This is a genomic window from Methanolobus bombayensis, assembly GCF_017873415.1.
Taxonomy (GTDB): Archaea; Halobacteriota; Methanosarcinia; order Methanosarcinales; family Methanosarcinaceae; genus Methanolobus; species Methanolobus bombayensis.
On sequence record NZ_JAGGKD010000004.1, the window covers coordinates 1 to 21460 of the forward strand.

Annotated in this window: 15 protein-coding genes; 13 read left to right on the top strand and 2 right to left on the bottom strand. The window is 39.9% G+C overall.

The window, feature by feature from the left end:
- The 13 genes from J2746_RS05685 to J2746_RS05745 form a co-directional block, all read left to right on the top strand.
- Positions 1 to 2545 (top strand): methyl-accepting chemotaxis protein (locus J2746_RS05685; protein ID WP_209617584.1); only part of this gene is annotated, 2545 nt, incomplete at its 5' end.
- Between the two features lie 17 nt (positions 2546 to 2562).
- Complete coding sequence (locus J2746_RS05690; RefSeq protein WP_209617587.1) at positions 2563 to 3075, top strand: chemotaxis protein CheW; 513 nt, start codon at positions 2563 to 2565, stop codon at positions 3073 to 3075.
- A 165-nt stretch (positions 3076 to 3240) separates the two neighbouring features.
- The gene (locus J2746_RS05695; protein ID WP_209617590.1) at positions 3241 to 4473 is read left to right on the top strand and encodes a PAS domain-containing sensor histidine kinase; all 1233 of its coding nucleotides are present in this window, start codon (positions 3241 to 3243) and stop codon (positions 4471 to 4473) included.
- 356 nt (positions 4474 to 4829) lie between these two features.
- Entirely contained in the window at positions 4830 to 7370 is a 2541-nt protein-coding gene (locus J2746_RS05700; protein ID WP_209617593.1) for a sensor histidine kinase, read from the top strand.
- A 9-nt stretch (positions 7371 to 7379) separates the two neighbouring features.
- Positions 7380 to 8165: a helix-turn-helix transcriptional regulator gene (locus tag J2746_RS05705; protein ID WP_209617596.1), complete on the top strand. Its 786-nt coding sequence runs from the start codon at positions 7380 to 7382 to the stop codon at positions 8163 to 8165.
- A 363-nt stretch (positions 8166 to 8528) separates the two neighbouring features.
- Positions 8529 to 10433 (top strand): methyltransferase cognate corrinoid protein, encoded by a 1905-nt coding sequence (locus J2746_RS05710; protein ID WP_209617599.1) that lies wholly within the window; start codon positions 8529 to 8531, stop codon positions 10431 to 10433.
- Between the two features lie 168 nt (positions 10434 to 10601).
- Entirely contained in the window at positions 10602 to 12533 is a 1932-nt protein-coding gene (locus tag J2746_RS05715) for a hydantoinase/oxoprolinase family protein (RefSeq protein ID WP_209617602.1), read from the top strand.
- A gap of 1 nt (position 12534) precedes the next feature.
- On the top strand, positions 12535 to 14142 hold the full coding sequence (locus J2746_RS05720) for a TCP-1/cpn60 chaperonin family protein (RefSeq protein ID WP_209617604.1): 1608 nt from the start codon (positions 12535 to 12537) through the stop codon (positions 14140 to 14142).
- Positions 14143 to 14160: 18 nt separating this feature from the next.
- Complete coding sequence (locus tag J2746_RS05725; RefSeq protein ID WP_209617607.1) at positions 14161 to 15276, top strand: uroporphyrinogen decarboxylase family protein; 1116 nt, start codon at positions 14161 to 14163, stop codon at positions 15274 to 15276.
- Positions 15277 to 15286: 10 nt separating this feature from the next.
- Positions 15287 to 16909, top strand: coding sequence for a methylamine methyltransferase corrinoid protein reductive activase (locus tag J2746_RS05730; RefSeq protein WP_209617609.1), 1623 nt, complete (start codon positions 15287 to 15289; stop codon positions 16907 to 16909).
- Between the two features lie 39 nt (positions 16910 to 16948).
- Positions 16949 to 17263 (top strand): DUF6951 family protein, encoded by a 315-nt coding sequence (locus J2746_RS05735; protein ID WP_209617611.1) that lies wholly within the window; start codon positions 16949 to 16951, stop codon positions 17261 to 17263.
- Between the two features lie 77 nt (positions 17264 to 17340).
- Positions 17341 to 18384, top strand: a complete 1044-nt coding sequence (gene mtaA, locus J2746_RS05740; protein ID WP_209617614.1) for a methylcobamide:CoM methyltransferase MtaA — start codon at positions 17341 to 17343, stop codon at positions 18382 to 18384.
- Positions 18385 to 18905: 521 nt separating this feature from the next.
- On the top strand, positions 18906 to 19547 hold the full coding sequence (locus J2746_RS05745) for an FmdE family protein (protein WP_209617617.1): 642 nt from the start codon (positions 18906 to 18908) through the stop codon (positions 19545 to 19547).
- A 61-nt stretch (positions 19548 to 19608) separates the two neighbouring features.
- Here the strand turns inward: J2746_RS05745 and J2746_RS14870 are convergent, their stop codons facing one another.
- Complete coding sequence (locus J2746_RS14870; RefSeq protein ID WP_280921222.1) at positions 19609 to 19737, bottom strand: hypothetical protein; 129 nt, start codon at positions 19735 to 19737, stop codon at positions 19609 to 19611.
- 14 nt (positions 19738 to 19751) lie between these two features.
- A complete protein-coding gene (locus J2746_RS05750; RefSeq protein WP_209617635.1) occupies positions 19752 to 21458 on the bottom strand; it encodes an ABC transporter ATP-binding protein in 1707 nt (568 codons plus the stop codon).
- Positions 21459 to 21460: the final 2 nt, after the last annotated feature.

Below are 21460 nucleotides of genomic sequence, written 5' to 3' on the forward strand. Positions count from 1 at the left end.
GTGTATCGATGCGATAAATGCACTTGTGGCTGATGCCAATATGCTCTCAAGAGCTGCAGTTGCAGGTCAGCTCGATACCCGTGCCAATGCTTCCAAACACTTCGGTGATTACAGAGCCATCGTTGAAGGTGTTAATGATACACTTGATGCTGTCATTGGCCCTCTAAATGTTTCTGCTGAATACATCGACAGGATATCCAAAGGAGATATTCCTGAGAAGATCACTGATGAATATTATGGTGATTTCAACGAGATAAAAGACAATCTGAATATGTGCATCGATTCTATCAATGCGCTTGTCTCTGATGCTAACATGTTATCTGTTGCTGCTGTTAAAGGCCAGCTTGATACCCGTGCCGATGCTTCAAGACACCAGGGTGACTACCTTGCTATAGTCCAGGGTGTCAATGATACTCTTGATGCTGTCATTGGACCTCTCAACGTTTCAGCTGAATATATCGACCGTATCTCCAAAGGAGATATTCCTGAAAAGATCACTGATGAATATTATGGTGATTTCAATGAGATCAAAGACAATCTCAACCAGTGTATTGATGCCATAAACGAGCTTGTCTCTGATGCTAACATGCTATCCAGAGCAGCAGTTGAAGGTAGACTCGATACACGTGCAGATGCCTCCAAACACTTTGGTGATTACAGAGCCATCGTTGAAGGTGTCAATGATACTCTTGATGCTGTCATAGATCCTCTCAACGTTGCAGCTGATTATGTCGACAAGATATCAAAAGGAGATGTTCCTGAGAAGATCACAGATGATTATAATGGTGACTTCAATACGATCAAGAACAACCTCAATCAGTGTATTGATGCCATAAATGAGCTTGTCTCTGATGCTAACATGCTTTCCAGAGCAGCAGTAGAAGGTAAACTTGAAACTCGCGCTGATGCATCGAAGCATTATGGTGACTATAGAGCCATCGTTGAAGGTGTTAATGACACTCTTGATGCTGTCATTGGTCCACTTAATGTTACGGCTGATTATGTTGATCGTATCTCTAAGGGAGATATCCCTGAGAAGATCACTGATAATTACAATGGTGATTTCAACCTGGTCAAGAACAACCTCAATCAGTGCATCGATGCTATAAACGAGCTTGTTGCTGATGCAAATATACTGGCTCAGGCTGGTGTCAATGGTGAACTGGCTACTCGTGCTGATGCTTCTAAACATCAGGGTGATTATCTCATGATCGTTGAAGGTGTCAACAATTGCTTAGATGCTGTTGTAGGTCCTGTGAATGAGGCTGCCCGAGTGATAACTGCATATGCCGAGGGTGATCTGGACACAAGAGTGACAATAGATGCAAAAGGTGACTTCAAAGTTCTCGGAGATACACTTGATGGCTTTGGTGATACATTACAGGGTATTGTCAATGACTCAAGTGCAGTTCTTGATGCAATCTCATCCAATGATCTCACAAGAAGAGTAAATATTTACGGAGTTGGTGATTTCGTACAACTCACAGAAGGTGTAGAAAATTGCAGATCATCACTTAATGATATTGTTGGTCTTGTAACAGAGAATGCTGAAAATATTGCATCCACTGCTCAAGAAATGTCTGCATCAAGTGAAGAATTATCAGCTACTGCGGAACAAATCACAAGCACTGTGGCTGAGATATCAAAAGGTACTCAGGAACAGTCTGGGAAAGCAGAAGAAGTTTCAAGAGCAATGAGTGACATGAGTCGCACTGTTCAGGAAGTAGCCACTAATTCAGATAATGCTGCACAAACCTCTGTAGAGTCCAACAAGCTCATACAGAACCTTGGAGACATGTCAAAAGATCTCATGTTAAAGATGAATAGCATAAAATCTGCTGTGGGTGAATCTTCAGATGTGATCAATGATCTTGATGAGAAATCCAATCAGATCGGACAGATCGTGAATCTCATAACTAACATTGCAGATCAGACTAACCTGCTTGCCCTTAATGCTGCAATTGAAGCTGCAAGAGCAGGCGAACATGGTCGTGGATTTGCAGTGGTAGCTGATGAAGTTAGAAAACTGGCCGAGGATTCAGGTAATGCAGCCAAGCAGATCGCAGAACTGATAACTCAAATGCAGAGTGGAACAATGAATGCAGTTTCCTCTATGAAGAGAGGTGCTGAGGAAGTAGATACAGGTGCAGCTTCCCTTGAGAACTCTGTTGTTGCGATTGGAGAGGTCGTAGAGGCTGGAAATACGATAGTTAACATGGTACAGGATATAGCTGCTGCTGCAGAAGAACAAGCGGCTTCAATTGAAGAGGTTACATCATCTGTTGAGGAAGTGTCTGCTATCTCTGAACAGTCCGCTGCAGGTTCAGAACAAGCTTCTGCATCTGTACAGGAACAAACCGCTTCCATGCAGGAACTTTCAAGATCTGCTCAGGAACTGTCAGATGTTGCAGCCAATATGCAACTGGTAGTTTCCAAGTTTAAGCTGGACACAGCAAAAACATCATCATACGATGTTGATCAGGAGCCTTCCTCAGTGGATGAGTATGATGGTTCTGTGGATTATATCGAGAATGCATTTGTTTGATACACTGAGGAATTTTAATGGATGAATTGAGAATAAAGGAAAGCAGCTCTTCTGAAGAGCTGCTTCAACTCGTAATATGCCAGCTTACCAGTGAAGAGTTTGGTATCGAGATATCCAGAGTGAAAGAGATAATTCGTGTTCCAGAGATTACTAAGATTCCTCAGTTACTTAGTTATGTAGAAGGTGTGATTAATCTGCGGGGATCTTTAGTCCCTGTGATCGACCTTGCTGAAAGATTCGGTATTACACGTAATTTAACAGACGAGGATTCGCGTATCGTTGTTGTAGAACTGGATGACCTAACAGCCGGGATGATCGTTGATTCGGTCAGTGAGGTTCTTAGTATATCTAATGATGATATTGATAAGGCACCTGATATCATTACAAAAGGAGTAAGTGAGAGATACATACAGGGCGTTGGAAAAATAAACGAAAGGTTGCTTATACTTTTGGATATTGAACGTATATTCACGGATGAGCAGAAAGAGATGATAAGTGATTTTGAAAATGCAGGTGCAATTCCTGCATAATCCATATTTTATATTCATTTTAGCTATCTGAATATATGCCGAAAAGCTTAAATCGATTATAATAAAAGTAAGTGGGGAATATTAACTATTTGTTCCCTGTTATTTCACAAATATATGTTGTATGTGCTATTTATTTAGATATTGTTAGATTTTTTTGGTGTTGAAATGGAAAATACAGAAAAGTCAATTATGGGGCTTAATGATTTTGAAACTTCAATTCAAAGTAGCACATTCAATGATGAATCTTTGTTTTATTCTGTTTTTGAAAATGCTCCCTTTATAATGATAATCGTAAATATGGAAGGAAAGATTGAAAATATAAACCACACAACTTCCCAAGCTCTTGGTATACAAAAAGAACATGCTTTAGGGTTACTTGGTGGGGAGCTATTTTCTTGTATAAATTCTTTAGAAGGTGGAGGGTGTGGAAAGAATCCCAATTGTTCGAACTGCCTTGTAAGGAATACTGTAATGGATACTTTTCAGACATCAAAGAACACGTATAAAAGAGAAGGTGAGCTTACAATTAAAACCAATGATCAGGAATTGAGAAGATTCTTAGTGGTCTCTACAACTTTTATAGATCCCAACAATATGCCTAAAGTATTGTTAACAGTGGATGACGTAACTGAACAAAAGAAGACCGAGCACCTGTTAAAAGAAAGTGAACAAGAACTCATCCTTGCAAAGAATCAAGCTGAGAATGCAAATAAAAGTAAAAGTGAGTTTCTTGCAAAAATGAGTCATGAACTTAGGACACCTTTAAATTCTGTAATTGGTTTTTCTGATTTATTACTCACTGAATCTTTTGGGAAATTGAACGATAAACAAACCAGATATGTTCAAAATGTAAAATCCAGTGGAAAACATTTACTTGATCTGATCAATAACATTCTTGATCTTTCAAAGGTCGAAGCGGGAAAAATGGAAATGTATTTGGAATATTTTGAAGTTCCTGAGACTATTTCTGAAGTATTGGAAATAATTTCACCCTTATATATTAAAAAGAACATTAACTTTGAAGTTATAATTAACAAAGAAGTAACATCAGTTCATGCTGATAGGTCTAAGTTTAAACAAATATTGTACAATCTTCTCAGTAATGCCATAAAATTCACTCCTTCTGGAGGAACTGTATGTTTAAAAGCAGAAATTATTGATGAACTTTTATCAGTATCAGTAATGGATAATGGTATTGGAATTTCTCTTGATGAACAAAAGCATTTATTTGAACCATTCCGGCAAGTCAATACTTCATCAAGCAGTGAATACAAAGGAACAGGATTAGGATTGACTCTAATCAAAAAGTTTGTAGACCTTCATGGAGGAAGTGTCTCCCTACAAAGCGAGATGGGAAAAGGAAGTAAATTCACTTTTATAATCCCGTTGAATAACTAAGAATATACCAGATTTTTTGTTAAAATATATTAGAATACATCTGTTTTATACACTTGGTGGATTCACTGTTTGATTTTTAAAATACCTTCTATTGAAAAACTATATTTTATTTTGTTAGATAGTCTGGTCAGGTCTACTTAGTAACATTATATATTCATCTTATGGCTCCGTTTTTTGAGTCATAGAATCATAAAATACATTAAAGGAAGTTATCTTCTTCATATGAATAAATTTTAGATTAAGATATGTTAACTTTGATTCTACGGTCTCCATTGACCATTAATATATTATACATTAAGTAATCACTTCCTTGATAAGTGCTCAGGCATTGGTTGATTCAATTATATGATGGTAAAATGACGCAGCTCGATGTAAATTCAGAAATTGCAAAAGTCGTTAATGACAGTCCTGTGACAATTTTCATATGGAAAGCTGAAGAAGGGTGGCCAGTAGAATTTGTTTCTGAGAATGTCAGGCAGTTCGGATACTCACCTGATGATTTTCTTTCGGGCAAACTAAATTATGAAGATATCATCCATCCAGATGATATTGAGCGTGTATACAAAGAGGTTACCGAATACTCAGGAACACATATTGATAATTTCGTACAGGAATACAGGATATTAACGGCATCTGGTGAAACACGTTGTATTGACGACAGGACCATCATCCGAAGAGATGACAATGGTAATATTCAGTATTATGAAGGTGTCATCCTGGATATAAGCCAGCGAAAACTCTCTGAAGCAATTATTGATTGTCGCAATCAGGTTCTTGAAGCTCTGGCTTCAGGTGAAACTCTGAATGAGATTCTTACGCGTTTGGTTAGATCTACTAAAAGGATTATACCCGAAGCAATCAGTATCGTCATGTTACTGGACGAGGAAAAGGAACATCTGGTTCATGCTATTTCTACTCATCTTCCGGATTTTTATAAAAAAGCTATCGAAGGACTTCCCATAGGTGAAGGTATTGGCTCCTGTTCAACTGCTGTTTACACTGGCAAAAGGGTTGTTGTAGAAGATATAATGGAGCATCCATACTGGGAAGATCTCAGGGAAGTTGCACTTAAGGCAGGTCTTAGAGCCAGTTGTTGTGAACCTATAATAAGTTCGAATAATGAGGTCTTTGGAACTTTCGGAATGTACTTCCGAGAACCACATACGCCTACGCAGGAAGAGATCGATATACTGAAGGCAAATGCCAATCTTGCAGCTATAGCAATAAACAACAAGAAGACTCTGGATAATGCACTTGAATCTGAACAAAAACTCAGGATTATTCTCAATAATGTAAACGATCAGATATATATCAGTGAACTTGACGGGAAAAATGTCGCTGTGAATCAGGCTGTAGTAGATACATTGGGTTACAGTAAGAAAGAGATGCTAAGTACATATCCTTCAGATATAGTTCCAGCAAAAGATGTACGCCGTGTATCAAAACTCATGAAGGGGATCGAAACTGACGGAAGGGCGATATATGAAACCGAGGCAATAAGCAAGGATGGTAAACAGATCCCTCTTGAAGTAAGTGCACGATTTGTTATCTATGATGGGAAGAAAACTATCCTTTCCGTTGCCAGAGATATCACTGAACGCAAAAAGGCTGAAAGCAAACGCCTTCTTGAAGAGGAAAGACTTGAAGCTCTTGTTAAACTAAATAGTATGACCGGTGCATCATTGAATGAGATCACAGATTTTGCAAGGGAAGAAGCTGTAAGGCTTACTGAAAGTTCACTTGGATATCTTGCATTTATGAATGCTGACGAAACTGCACTTATCATGCATTCCTGGTCGGAAAGTGCTATGAAGGAATGTGGTATCAAAGACAAAAACTTCGTATATCCCATCGAAACCACCGGTTTGTGGGGTGAAGCAGTAAAACAGCGCAGACCCATAATAACAAATGATTATTCTCTTCCAAGTCCTATGAAAAAAGGATATCCTGGAAATCATGTGGAACTGACACGGCATATGAATATTCCGATATTTGATGGCGACCACATAGTAGCAGTTGCAGGTGTTGGAAACAAAGAAGAGGAGTACAATGAATCAGATGTACGTCAGCTCACTTTATTGATGCAGGGCATGTGGAGCCTTATTCAAAGAAAGCAAATAGAGGATGCCCTGAAGCAATATTCCGATGAGCTGAAAATGGCAAATGAGGAACTAAGGTCCATCAGCAGGATCAAAACAGAATTCATTGCAGAAAGACTGGAATTTATATACAGGCCTGAGAACTCAGAGTCCAGTATACTCGATGATGAGATGATCAGAGCCATTGATGACCAGCAGGCAAAAGCTATTAATTCCGTTTTGCTCAACTCTGAAAGATTAAAACGCATGGTAAATTCACTTCTGTATATGAGTCAGGAGCAGGCAGGAAAGATAGAATATACCTTTTCTCTGACTCATGTAGACAAACTGATATCAGAAGCTTTGATGAATCTCATATTACTAATCGATGAGAAAGGAATTACTTTAGAAGTGGATGTTCCTGACAGGATGCCTGCAATAAGGTCTGATAAGAACAAACTGACGCAAACATTGACAATTCTTATAGATAATGCGGTTAAATTCACTCCTGAAGGTGGAAGGATAAACATAGATGTAGTTGAGGAAAGTGATTATCTGCACTTGAGGATAGCTGATACGGGAGCTGGTATACATAAGGATCTTATACCACATATCTTCCAAAAATTCTACCAGATGGAAGATGCAAGAAGTCGAATGTACCAGGGACTTGAATCCGGTTTGTACATCTGTAAGGATATAATTCTTGAACATAAAGGCGAAATATGGATCGAAAGTGAAAAGGGTAAAGGAACAACATTCCACATAAGGCTTCCAATAGGGGCTGTGGATAATGATTCCTTACAACTAATAAAAACGTGAGATGGTAAAATGAAATTGGCTCTGTTAGGTACTCTTTTTCTATCGGATAAAAGAAAAGATCTCCTCCTCCTCCTGATAGAAAAACCTATGAATATCGATGAGATCAAAAGCACACTTAATGTCACATCCAGTGCTATGATGACGCAGATAAAGATCCTCGTTGACCAGGGCATAATACTTTATGAGGATGACCAGTATCGGCTCTCCAGTTTTGGTGAGGTGATCGTAAAGAAGATGGTTCCTCTTTTAAACACGTTAATGGTGTTCGAAAATAATAAACAATATTGGGAAAATCATAAAGTGCAAGGCATTCCTGCAAATCTTCTTGAGAGAATAGAAGAACTGGGCTCCTGTGAGCTTGTTGAGCCGGAACTCAATCGTATGTATGAATTACCTAAAAAACTTACTGACAATCTTTTACAGTCAAAATACATCATGGAAATTTCTTCTTCATTCAGTCCTGCATATCCTTATAAATACGTTGAACTTGCCAGAAAAGGGGTTCGAATATCACTTATAATAACTGAACCTGTATTTGAAAGACTTGAAACGGAGTATTTTGAACAATTAAAGGATTACCTTGGGATGGAAAATACGGAACTTTTTGTGTTCAAAGACGAAATAGGTTTTGCGTCCAGTGTGGTAACAGACAGATTTCTTTCACTGACATTGTTCTATAAGAACGGCATGTTGCACAATCATGCTATGATGAGTTTTGAAATGAATGCATTGATATGGGGAGAAGACATGCATAAGTTTTTCAGGAAAACATCACAAGAAGTAGAGAATATCTGATATCTACCGATGATACAAGAGATAGTTGCTCCCAATCTGATTCTTCTTTTTTGATTTTGCTTGTTTTGGTCTAAAAGTATGTTATTTGAATACTTTTTATTTTTGTGTTCATCAGATTAAAGCCATTAATTTGATTTAGGTCATTAATCAAATTGGAGTTCTTTCTCTGTGTTAACGGCGTTAATTCGAAAGCGTACATTCATCGAATTACGCTCTCACCTAAAATAAGGTCATTTCATAATATTAATATCATTAATAAATTACCGACGGTTATGATATATAGCCCAAGTGAAATACTGGTATTTGTTAACAGTGAGAAATGAAGGTTCACTGTGGAAAAAATCTAAATTTTGGAGGCTATTAATGAAAACAGCAATCTTAAACCAATTAGCGGAAGCTGTGGTCGAAGGTGATGACGACCTGGCTGAAGAACTTGCACAAAAGGCTCTTGATGAAGGAGTTGATCCTTACGAGGCAATTGTAGATGGACTCGCAAAAGGAATGATAATTGTAAGTGACAAGTATGAAAAGGGTGAAGCCTTTGTGCCACACCTGCTCATCGCGTCCAGTGCTATGTATGCAGGTATGGATCTGCTTACTCCTCATATGAAAATAGAGGGCAATGGAAAACGTTCCATTGGTGTAATAGGAACAATAGAAGGAGATGTCCACGACATCGGAAAGAACCTTGTAAAAACAATGCTCTCTGCATCCGGCTTTGATATGGTTGATCTGGGACATGACGTGCCGGTAGAGAAATTCGTAGAGGTAGCCAAAGAAAAGCAGGCAGACCTGATCTCCATGAGTGCCTTGATGACCACTACCATGACCAACATGGAGAAGGTAATTGAGATGCTGCAAGAGGAAGGTACCAGAGATTCTCTTATAGTTATGATCGGAGGAGCACCTGTTTCCCCTGAATTTGCAGAGAAGATCGGTGCAGATTCCACACATCCTGATTCCATGGAAGCTACTGAGTGGGCAAAGGATGCTGTAAGCAAACTTGCTCCAGCTGAACAAAGATGGAGTGAGGAGAAGATCTCACTTGGCAAGGTCAAATACAGAGAGATCCTTGCTAAAAAGCAGGTTAAAGGAAAGACAGACATAGGTCTGGAAACTGCAAAGCAGATAGTTTCTGATTTTGAAAGTGTATCTGTCAAGACAAAAGAAGAAATGACCCACATGGACAGGACACTGGCATCAATGGCTGACAAGAAGGTCGACAGATTGCCTGTTTATCCTCTGGCATGTGGTGTATTGAGGAAATTCGCTGATGTAAACTACAAGGAGTATGCTACTGATATCAATGCATTCGTTGAGAGTGCTTACCTTGGATCCAAATATCTGGATACTGACATGTTCGTAGGTCTCATCGATCTTTCTGCAACATCAGCTGATTTCGGATGTAAGATAAAGTACCCGGAAGATGACACACCTTCATCTGAAGGACACCTTGAGGCATATGAACAGATTGAAGTTCCTGAGGTCAAAGAAGGTACCCGTGCCTATGAGCTTATAATGGCTTCCAAAGCAGCCACTGAGAAACTTAATAAGGAACTCGACACACCATTTGTGGGATTCCATGAAGGTCCTCTGCTTACCCTTACCCAGCTTATGGGTGCGGATCGTGTCCTGATGGATATGAAGACACATCCTGATGTGGTGCTTGAAGCAGTCCAGAAATGTACGGATTACATCTGCCAGGTATCTGAACTGTTCTTTGAAGAAAGTGCCTGTAATGCGCTGTGTATCGATAATCTCTGGTCTAACAATGTGATCATGAGCGAGGAGGACTACTGGAAGTTCGATGGTAAGTTCGTGTATGACCAGCACCTGCCTATATTCAAGCAATACGATCAGCCTTACATAATACACAACTGTGCAGATGCAGTACACTTTGATACACAGATATCAAAATTCGGAACACAGCTGTACAGCTACGCATACTATCCAAAACTAAGGGGCAAGGGCTCACAGAACTATGCAGACCTTATTCCAAAGTATGGTAATGAATGCTGTATGATGGGAGAGATTAATCCTGTAGAGTTCATGGATAATACTCCTGCAGGTGTTCAGAAGGTAAAGGACGACACCAAGGATCTGCTTGAAGGCGTGCTTCCTGTGCTCAAGGAGAATGGACTACAATCCAAGTACGTCATGGCATCTGGATGTGAAATCCCGCCCGGAGGTCCTCTTACAACCGTGAAGGCAATGGTAGACGTTGTCAAAGAAATGGGTCCGGACCTTCAGAAACAAATACTCGGATAAGCAGGAGTGATCACTTCCCCCTACTTTTCCTTTTTTACTCATACGTGATTTGAAAGTCACTTCATGAGGTCTACATCCATCAGGTAGGGAAACCCCCCTATTCTCCACAAAAAGGGGGCAACCACCTCAACCTCCACACATTAACCCTCCACATAAAAGGTGATAACAATGAATCTTGGGCTTGGCATAGACACTGGCGGCACATATACAGATGCCGTGATCATGGATTTTGAAGATGGATCGATAATCGATTCCAACAAATCTCTTACTACTTACCCTGATCTCATCAAGGGCATAATTAATTCTATTGAAGGTCTAAAACCTGAATATCTTGCTGATGTGAGGTTCACTTCGGTATCCACCACGCTCGCCACTAACACCACTCTGGAGGGCAAGGGATATCCGGCGGGTCTAATACTCATTGGCTATAATATATCCCGTAAAATTCCTACGGATCATATTCTTTCCATTGAAGGCAGGCATGATGCCGATGGGAATGAAGTGGAACCCCTGAGCGATCTGGAGGATGTAAAGGAATTTGTAAAAGCGAATCAGCATAAAGTCTCCTCATTTGCCTTATCTTCATATTTTGGAGTACGCAACCCTGAACATGAACTTACTATCAAGGAGATGATTCAGGACCTTACAGATCTTCCGGTGGTCTGCGGACATGAACTTTCCATGGACCTTGGTGCTTATGAAAGAGCTTTGACAGCACTCCTTAATGCTCAGTTGATCCCGGTAATTGATGAGTTCATAAGATCTGTACGGTCTGTAATGCGGGATAAGAATATCAATTCCGTCCTGATGATGATGAGATGTGACGGATCACTGGTTAAGATAGAAGAGGCATTGAAAAAACCAGTGGAATCTATTTTTTCCGGACCTGCAGCAAGTCTGCTTGGCGCTGCACACCTGACAGGCCTCAGGGACTGCCTGACAATTGATGTGGGAGGCACGAGTACGGATATTTCTATGATCCAGAATGGCATGCCTGCTATCAGCGGTTCCGGTGCTGTGGTCGGTGGCTGGGATACAATGGTCAAGGCAATTAAAATGAATACATCTGCCATTGGGGGAGACAGTCATGTCTGGATGAAAGAAAGAACGTATATAGGACCTAACAGGGTCATACCTCTGTGTCTTTGTGCTTCTGAATTCCCTTCTATAATAAGCAAACTGCAGAATGCTGAAAAAAGCTCCAGGCGCATAATGAACGACATTATCCAACCAACATCATTCTTCATGTCCAATGGAGCAAAATCCCATTCGCTTCATGCCTCAGAGCTGGAGATCGAAGAAATGGAAATATTTGACGCCATCACAGAAGAGCCTTCTTCAATATCAGATATTGCTTCAAGGACAAATAAGCATCCTCTGATATTCGAAAGTACTCTGAAAAGGCTCATACAGAAAAGATATGTAAGACAGGTGGGTTTCACTCCGACCGACGTTCTGCATGTGACCGGTGACTATACCAGATGGAATCCCACTGCATCGATGTTGGGAGCTGCGATAATTTCTGAATACACCTCAATGGATCTATTTGATCTCTGTGCCAAACTCAAAGAAGATGTATCCAGAGGAATTGTACTCAATCTAATTGCACACTGCGCAGATAATGTGGAGAAGGCTGGCCTGGAAAAAATATTGAATGGCACAGAACTAATGAAATTCACAATAAAGGACCCTGTGGTAATGGTAGGAGCTCCTGTGGCTGCATATGTGAAAGACATGGAAAATGTTATTGATGCGGATATAAGGGTCCCGGAGTATCATGAAGTGGGTAATGCTGTGGGTGCTCTTGTAGGTAATGTGGTCTACAGGGAAGAAGTATTGATAAGACCCAAAGCACCCGGTAGCTCGGAGTATCTACTATTCTCTGAAAAAGGAAGATACATGTTCGACAATTATCAGGATGCTCTTGATATGGCAAATTCCCTTGTCAATAATACAGTTTCAGAGTATATGTCAGGTTACGGATTAAGTATGGATAACGTCACTTTCGATCTTGAATCCAATAACATCGGAAGTATTGGAACAGTTCCTCTTGAGACAAAGATCGTTGGAGTAGCTGTTGGTTCTCCAAGGAGGTTATAACATGAGCACTTCATTAGAGAATGTACAAAATATACATTCACTGGACAATATGGATGCCCTGCGTCAGAGTGTACGTAATCGTATAGGGATCAAAGATGATGTAGAAGAGGATGAACTGATATACCAGATGCTACAGGCGTCCAATGACATCAAAGACCTATTTTCAACATCTTTCGGTCCCCGTGGCCAGAGTAAGATAATAATCAGTCCTACGGATGATATTTATCTTACAAGTGATGGTAAGACAATAATTGAACAGATCGATGTATTGCATCCTGTGGTCACTTCCCTCAAAGAACTTGCTATATCCATGGACAGGGTATGTGGTGATGGTACAAAGACCTCAGTAATCCTTGCTGCAACACTTATCGAGAATGCTGCTAAACTTATGGATTACGGACTGCATCCGACCACTATCATAAAAGGATACCAGCTTGCTTTGAATAAAGTGTATGATATCCTGAACTATGAAAGTACACAGATAGTTTCTGATGATGAGCTCTATTCTGTAATAGAAAATGCAAGTTTGAGTAAAGGTGTTGAACCTCATCAGGCCGGGATGATCGCAGATATTGTTCTAAGAACACTTTCAGATATCAGGGAGCTTCATGTTGGTAACCATATAGATCTGAATGAATATATCAAGGTTATAAAAAAGGTAGGCGGCCCTTCTATCGAATCTGTCAATGGAATAATTCTTGATGAGACACCTGCAAGACCTGATATGCCGGACCATCTGGAAGATGCACGTGTACTAATGGTGAACGGTAATGTCAAATTCGAAAGTAAGATCATAAATTCCCAGCGTAATTTGAGAATAGATTGTTTTGACAATTCCGGACTTCTCCTGCAGGGTCAAAAGAGTAATTTAAAAGTCATGTCCCGGAAGCTGATTGATTCCGGAGCAAACATCATTCTCTGTGAAGGAGATGTGGATGAATTCGTAGAGGAGTCCCTTGCAAAAAAGGGTATTCTACTTTTCAAAAAACTGAAGATACGGGACATGGAAATGGTCGGAAAAGCAACCGGTGCAAGTATCATTTCCATCCGGGATGACATCGTTCCTTATGATCTTGGTCTTGTCAATGAGGTGAAGGTCGAAAAGAGGAACGATGAATATTTCCTTTTTATGTCTGTCAATGAACAGCCTATATCCACGATTATGATATGGGAGCCTTTCAGATATGGTCTTGAAAAACTTGAGGAGTCAGTGGATGATGCCATCAATAATGCAGCATTCATATTGAAGAATCCTCTCGTTGTCAAAGGGGGTGGAGATATTGAGTTTGTTCTTTCACAGATGCTCAGAAAGTATTCCTCAACTATTGAAGGTAAGGAGCAACTTGCAGTTATCGAATATGCAAACGCTCTTGAAGAGATTCCCAGAACGCTTGCAAAAAACGTAGGTCTTAATGAAGTGGATGCGATAACGAAGATGCTAACATCTTATAACGAAGGAATCGATTCCAGGATCGACCTTACAAGAAATGTCGTTCAAAACTATCCTCCAGTTTATGATTCCTCCAGTATCAAACAAATGGCTGTTATCGCGGCAACAGAGGCTGTAAGCAATATGCTGAGGATTGATAAGATTGTACTTAAAAAGTAATCTTGAGGGGGAGTTTGAATGCCTGAAGAAATGACTTCAAAGGAACGTTTTGTCAACGCTCTTGAATTTAAAGAAGTGGATAGGGTACCACTGGGATATTTGTGGTTTGGAGCTGGTAATGCGGTACTTGACCGTATGAATGCGAGCATGGAGGATGTTTATTATTCCGCAAAAGGAATCGCAAGAGCACAAATATTAGCAAGGGAAATGTATCACCATGACAATGTAATGTCTCCATGGGGATGCTTGCTTGTGGAAGCGGAGGCAATGGGGGCAAAAATAAACATCAAGAAAGATGGCTATCCCTCAATTGCTGAATTTCCTCTTAAGTCTGCAAAGGAATACGAAAATATAGACCCGATTGTCATGGAACGTTCAGAAAGGAGCAGGACAATTGAAAGATCCATATCCCTGCTCAAAGAACAGCTTGGAGATGAGGTTTTTATTAGCTGTGCGCTCCTTACTCCTCTCATGCTTGCTTCCCAGTTAATGGATGGGAGCAGAATGTTCATTGAAATGATGAAGGATACCGATAATTTCCATTCACTGCTTGATGTTCTCACTGACAGTTGCATCACCTTTGCAGATATGTTACTTGATGCAGGAGCAGATGGTGCATTCATTGAGAATGGCGGGAGCACTTCTGATCTTTTCAGTCTGGAAATGGCAAAAGAGTTTGGCTTTGATTATTCTAAGAAGTTATATTCACACATACAGGATAGAGGTGGTTATGTGATTTCACATAACTGTGCAAACCATGCTTTTCATGAACTGGAAATGGCTCTTGAACCGGACGCTTTGAATTTCTTCTTTGGGAATGTTGAAACACTTGATAAGAAATATGGTGTTGATTGTCTGAAACTTCATAATCATAACCACACTGGTTGCAGCAAAAGATATTGTTTCAGGGATTTCAGAGAGTTCAGTGATCAGGACATATGCCTGATGGGGAATATCAATCCATATGCATTCAGTTTCGGGGGAGGAAAAAATATCGGTACTGAAGTAAAGAGTTGTATGGATGCTGCGCCTGATAAAGGTTTCATACTAAGTACCGGATGTGAACTTCCATTAAATACGCCTCCGGAAGAGATGATGATTCTATGGGAATCAATGAGATCATGTTTTAAATAGGGGTAATAAAATGTACGGAATTGCATTAGATGTGGGAACCAGTGGCTTTAGAGCCCAATTGATCGACCTTGAAACAAAAGAAGTAATCAAGACTTCAATGACAATGAAGCATCCGTTGCCAGGTGGCAATGTAACTGACCATCTTGACTTTGCCATATCAATTGGTGAAGATGTGGCACATAATATAATCATAGATGCTGTCGGAAAAATGATAGAGGGATTCGATGTTGATCCATTGCAGATATCCAGGATGGCTGTTTGTGGTAACCCTATCCAGCTCTCCCTTTTCCAGAACTCGGAGATACGCGATCTGGCTTATGTAGGGAAAAATATGCGGAAAAGACTGGGTATAGATAATGTGCAACGTGATGCCCGGATATTCAAAGCTACTGATATATTCCATGGGATCCTGAATCTTGATAATTGTTTGATAATTATTCCGCCTGCCATTGAGCATGAGATTGGTGCTGATGCGCTTGCTATGATTGTGGAGACAGATTTTCTTGAACAGGAAGAACCAACCCTTGTAACGGATTACGGAACTAACGCTGAGATGGCCATAAAGGTCGGCAACAGGATAATTACAGCAAGTGCTGCCGCAGGACCTGCTATAGAAGGACAGGGCATAAGTTGTGGTATGCTTGCAGCTCCGGGAGCTATTACTAATGTTGATCTGGAAGGTGGGTTCTGGAGAATATCAGTACTAAATGAGAATATGGATGTTGTAAAAGGTCATCTTATAGATCCTATAAGCGGAACAATACTTGAAGGGTCGGATGTGGTACCTACCGGTATTACGGGGACAGGGCTTATTTCAATATTGTCTCTTGCGATAGAAACAGGGATCGTGGTAAGTCCACCTAAACTAAAGTATGGAAAGATCGAACTTGGTGATGGTATCGAGGTATCAGAAGAGGATATCAAAGAGGCTGGTAAGGCCATAGGCGCTATAAGGGCTGCTCAGTTAACCCTGATACATGAATCCGGTATCGCTTATAAAGAACTCGAAACCATGTACATGAGCGGTGCTTCCGGTACCTATGTAGATCCTGGGAAAGCAAGAAAAATAGGCGCGTGTCCTGATTTTACTAAGAGATCAGTGCAGTTCGGTAATACATCTCTGTCTCTTGCAAGAGATATAATTCTTGAAAAGGTTAAACTTGATTCTTTGATAGAATTGGCAGGAAACATTAAAGCTGATCATCTAATGATGGCAACCAGTGAAACCTTCAAGAAACTCTACGCCTGTGAACTTGGATACTGGACAGAAGGTATGTCCATAGAGATGTACCGAAAACTTTTGAAGATGTCAAAATTGCCAGAACTGCCAGTTCCTGTAGAATATCCTGTGTTTGAGAAGAGGGTTACTAAAGATATTAGTGAGACTGGTAACAGGCGGGTAGAAGTAATAGAGGACATCGGTGTCACTCTTGAAGAACTGGCAGTGGGATGCATAATGTGCCACAAATGTGAAAATGAATGTCCGGAGCATGCGATATTCATAAAAGCTGATGATAATCTCTTTGCAGAATACAACAGCTTGAAATGTCTGGGAACGGCATGCAAAAGATGTGTGAATGTGTGCCCGGTACATGCAATTGACTACAAAGAGATAAAGATCATGGAAAACTGAAAAATTCATTTATTTATAGATGAACAAGGAGAATATATAATGACAGAAGTAAAGGTAAATTCCAATATTTGCGGTTTCACTCATGTCGTAAGAGGTAAAAAGGATGGTCAAAAGATAATTGTTGACATTGACACTCCATGTGAGAAGATAAAGAAAATGTCTCATCTAGAGGTCGACACGATGGATCTTTTTGATATTAAAGATAATATTGTAATGGAAAAGGCTAAAGAAGCCAGATGTACTGCTACATGCCTTGTGCCCTGTGCAGTAATGCATATATGTTGTATAGAAGCAGATTTCATGTCGAGTACCCTTGCCAAAGAATCAGGAAGCCTTAGTATCGAGTTTTTGTGACTCGATTTCTTTAATTGGTATGCTATCAATATTTCAGTTCAATTGTCAAATGCATTAAATAAATGTGGTTTTAAAGGATGTATATTAGCGAAACAAGATCAAATCTCTCAAATAAATTCCAGGATATACTTGACGGAAAAAAGGTAGACACTCCTCTTGTCGGTACGGCCACCACATCAGCAATACTTGAGTTGATGGATATTTCCGGAGCAAGCAGACCAGAAGCTGACAGGGATCCGGAAAAAATGGTAAAACTTGCTTCTTCCTTCCATACAGTTGCCAGGTTTGAGGTAATTCGCATTCCATTCGATGTGACAGTTGTCGGTGAGGCACTTGGATGTCAGGTAGATATTGGCACGAAGGCAAGGACACCATCAATAATAACTCATCCTTTTGACAAAGATCCCTCAGAGTTCAATGTACCAGCCGATCTGCTGGAAAGGGGAAGAATACCTGTTGTGATGGAAGCAATATCCATTCTGAAAAATGATCAGGGATTAGAGGCACCTCTCGTTGCAGGTGTTGAAGGACCTGCTGACCTTGCATCCTATCTTTGTGGCATCAAATCCTTTTTGAAGTTGACTGTAAAGAAACCTGAAATTGCAAGGGAAATCGTGGAAAAATGCGTCGATGCCTGCATAGTCTGTGCCAATACCTATCTTCATTCAGGTGCAGATGCAGTGGTGGTTGCAGATTCACTATCTTCTCCGGAGATGATTGGACCTGATGCATTCAGGAATATTGTTAAACCTGCATTGATCAGATTCAATGAAAAAATAAATGATCATAGTATTCTCCATATATGCGGTGAAGTTGATAGTATAATTCCGGATATGCTTGAATGTGGTTTTAATGCTATAAGCGTGGAAGAGAATGTTAAGGACCTGGAATATATAATAAATAGTGCTCACAGGAATAATACAGCGGTAATCGGGAATGTTTCAACTGCAGATACTCTGTACAGAAAAGCACCGGAAGATGTCAGAAAAGAGGCTTTCAAATGTCTGGATGCAAATATCGATATACTTGCTCCCGGATGTGGTCTGGCTCCTGAGACACCTTTGAGAAATCTTCTTGCCATGGTGGAGGCAAGGGATAAGTATGCTGTAAAAAAGTTCTGAAATATGAAAGTTCCTAGTAAATATTATAGAGTTATTTTTCAATGATATCAGGTGTAAATAACAATCTGAATTTTTATTTTATTTACTGAAACATAATCCTATCCTGAATAGGAGGATTGGCCAATTTCAATGGAAGGTCCTGGTACATCAATTGGCCAATATTAACAGGCCAAACACAGCAGTTATGCGTGAACCACTATTTGTTATACAGAATATATTTCGGAGAACTTTCTAGTTATTGTTGTATTAGTGTTTGACCTGTTATTTCCTAATATGAATTCTTTGTATATCAATATTACTATTGTTGTAAAAAGTAGCAACTAATAATTTTTATTTATCTCTAAGTGCTACTACATTGTCTATGTTCAAAATTGAAAATGTAGGATTAAATCATTATTTAGTTTAATATTAACTAAAAGTAAATTTCTCTTGAGATTTTGTATAAAGAAAAGAATTTAAGTAAAATCTAATAACACGAAAACTATTATATGTATTACTTACTTTTACCCTTCGTGATTATCATGTCATCAGATTGTTCTACCGAAAACAAAACTAGAGAAATTGCTTCATTTGAAGATGCTGCAAAGTTCCATGGACATGTCTGTCCTGGTCTTACAATTGGTTACATCGCAGCAAAAGCAGGTATCGAAAAACTGGACACAGAAAGGGATATTGACGAGGAACTTGTCACCATCGTGGAAAACGATGCCTGCGGAGTTGATGCAGTGCAGGTACTTACAGGCTGCACAATAGGCAAAGGCAATCTTATTTACAAGGACCATGCAAAACAGGTATTCACTTTCATCTGCCGTGACAGCAAAAAAGCTGTAAGAGTAGCTCTTAAAGCCAGTTTCAATATCGACAACATCGACCCGAAGGTAAGTGAACTTCGTTCTAAGGTTATGTCAGGCTCTGCAACTGATGAAGAGGAAAAGGAGTTCAGGGAAAGAATGGATGGCATCTCCGTAACAATGAGGAACACTCCTGTTGATGAGATGTTTGAGGTCAAATTCGTTGATGCGGAGATTCCCGGAAAAGCAAGAATATTCAATTCTCTCCAGTGTGCTAAATGCGGAGAAATGATGGCTGAATCCAGAGCCAGAGTGCAGAATGGTGAATATATCTGTATCCCATGCTACGAGGAATATGGCAGAGGCTGGTAAGGCTAAAATTGAGTGAAAACCCAATTTCACTTTATTTCCCATTTTATATTTTCAGTCTTCATCATTTTCTCGCACCATTTGGTCCCAGAAGACCAAAAATTTCACCATCATCAATGTAAAATGAAACATCATCCACAGCCGTAAAATCTCCATACTTTTTAGTCAGGCTGTTAATTGTTATTGAATTCATAGTATGCAAAACCTTCAAACAGAGATCTTTGAATCAATAAGTCTTTTAGTATACTCATCAGAAGGTGAAAGCATAACTTCGTGGGAATTGCCCATTTCAACGATCCTCCCATGATTCATCACTGCTATTCTGTCAGCAATTTTCAATGTCATGGAAAGATCATGTGAAATATAGATCATTGCAAATCCTCGCCTGTTCTGGAGTCCTTTTAAAAGGCGCATTACATTTGCAGAAGTCGAAACATCCAGTGCTGAGGTAACTTCATCTGCAATAAGGAGTTTTGGCTGCATAACCATGGCTCTGGCAAGTGCTACTCTTTGTCTCTGCCCGCCACTGAGTTCACCACAATATTTATTGAGAAAAGCATCTGTACATGGAAGGTGGACGAGTTCAAGGGCATTTTTCGCCATTTCTACACGTTCTTCCTTAGACCAGATTTTGTTAATGTCAAGAGGTTCTTTGATAGCATCAAGTACAGTGAACCTGTTGCTGGTTGAATTGAAAGGATCCTGGAACACTATCTGGATTCCGTTGAGTTTGTTTCCATAATTTGCCTTGTTGCTGCTCTCATTCATGAAAGTTACTTTTCCATTTTCCGGCTTAATCACGTTTGCAAGGATGTGTGCAAGGGTAGACTTGCCTGAGCCTGTCTGTCCGACAATTGCCAGGACTTCCCCTTCCATTATTTCCAGATCAACATCATTAACTGCTTTTAGGTAATGTCCATCAGGAAGCTGATAACTGTAATTCAGGTCGTTAGCTTTTAGGAGCTCTGCCACACCTCCTCTATGGCATGCAATTTCTCTTTCATCTCCGACAGGTACAAGTTCAGGAGCTGATTCATTGCATTTCTTGATCTTTTGATTACATCTTGAGAAGAAAGGACAGCCTGTAAAATCGCTGTTTGTGTGGATATCACCGGGAATTCCCCAGAGATCCTTGTATACGAAAATATCAGGTGTTGAATGAACAAGTCCCCTTGTATATGGATGTCTGGGTGATACAAGAATATCTTTTACAGGTCCGGTTTCAACAACTCTTCCTGAATACATGACAGCAACCCTTGATGCCACAGAAGACACAAAAGTGATGTCGTGTGATATCATCAACATTGTATAACCATTTTTTTTCTGAAGCTCAACAAGAAGATCTCTTATCTCTTTCCTGGTAAAAGCATCAAGTGCGGAAGTAACCTCGTCTAATATCAGTAATTTAGGATCGCATGAAAGTGCCATTGCAAGAAGTACTCTCTGCCTCATGCCTCCGGAAAGCTGATGAGGGTATGAATCCATCCATTTTGGATCAAGATGGACAGCCCTGAAAAGATCAGCACATTTGCCCCGTGTTTCATCTTGACTGATATCAAGGTGCCTGTTCATTGGTTCCATCACCTGAATACCAACTTTCATAACAGGGTTAAGTACTTCAATTCCATTCTGAAAAACGATTGCTATATCTTTCCATCGGAACCTGTCCATTTCAGCTTCTGATAAAGAGGAGATCACCTTTTCATTGTAGATAATCTCTCCTTTGATAGCCGTGTTTTCCGGAAGAAGTCCCATGATACTTAGTGCAGCAGTTGTTTTTCCACTTCCTGATTCTCCCACGATTCCAAGAATCTCTCCTTCTTTTATTTCAAAAGAAACACTATCAACTGCCTTTACAGTGTGAGTATCTGTCTGATAATGACATTTCAGATCATTGATTTTAAGCAGACTCATAA

Bases quoted from the DNA above. Each gene is read 5' to 3' on its own strand.
- J2746_RS05705 (WP_209617596.1), top strand. From the start codon at position 7,380: ATGAAATTGGCTCTGTTAGGTACTCTTTTTCTATCGGATAAAAGAAAA.
- J2746_RS05720 (WP_209617604.1), top strand. From the start codon at position 12,535: ATGAGCACTTCATTAGAGAATGTACAAAATATACATTCACTGGACAAT.
- J2746_RS05745 (WP_209617617.1), top strand. From the start codon at position 18,906: ATGTCATCAGATTGTTCTACCGAAAACAAAACTAGAGAAATTGCTTCA.
- J2746_RS05695 (WP_209617590.1), top strand. From the start codon at position 3,241: ATGGAAAATACAGAAAAGTCAATTATGGGGCTTAATGATTTTGAAACT.
- J2746_RS05710 (WP_209617599.1), top strand. From the start codon at position 8,529: ATGAAAACAGCAATCTTAAACCAATTAGCGGAAGCTGTGGTCGAAGGT.
- J2746_RS05690 (WP_209617587.1), top strand. From the start codon at position 2,563: ATGGATGAATTGAGAATAAAGGAAAGCAGCTCTTCTGAAGAGCTGCTT.
- J2746_RS05735 (WP_209617611.1), top strand. From the start codon at position 16,949: ATGACAGAAGTAAAGGTAAATTCCAATATTTGCGGTTTCACTCATGTC.
- mtaA (WP_209617614.1), top strand. From the start codon at position 17,341: ATGTATATTAGCGAAACAAGATCAAATCTCTCAAATAAATTCCAGGAT.
- J2746_RS05700 (WP_209617593.1), top strand. From the start codon at position 4,830: ATGACGCAGCTCGATGTAAATTCAGAAATTGCAAAAGTCGTTAATGAC.
- J2746_RS05730 (WP_209617609.1), top strand. From the start codon at position 15,287: ATGTACGGAATTGCATTAGATGTGGGAACCAGTGGCTTTAGAGCCCAA.
- J2746_RS14870 (WP_280921222.1), bottom strand. From the start codon at position 19,737: ATGAATTCAATAACAATTAACAGCCTGACTAAAAAGTATGGAGATTTT.
- J2746_RS05725 (WP_209617607.1), top strand. From the start codon at position 14,161: ATGCCTGAAGAAATGACTTCAAAGGAACGTTTTGTCAACGCTCTTGAA.
- J2746_RS05750 (WP_209617635.1), bottom strand. From the start codon at position 21,458: ATGAGTCTGCTTAAAATCAATGATCTGAAATGTCATTATCAGACAGAT.
- J2746_RS05715 (WP_209617602.1), top strand. From the start codon at position 10,602: ATGAATCTTGGGCTTGGCATAGACACTGGCGGCACATATACAGATGCC.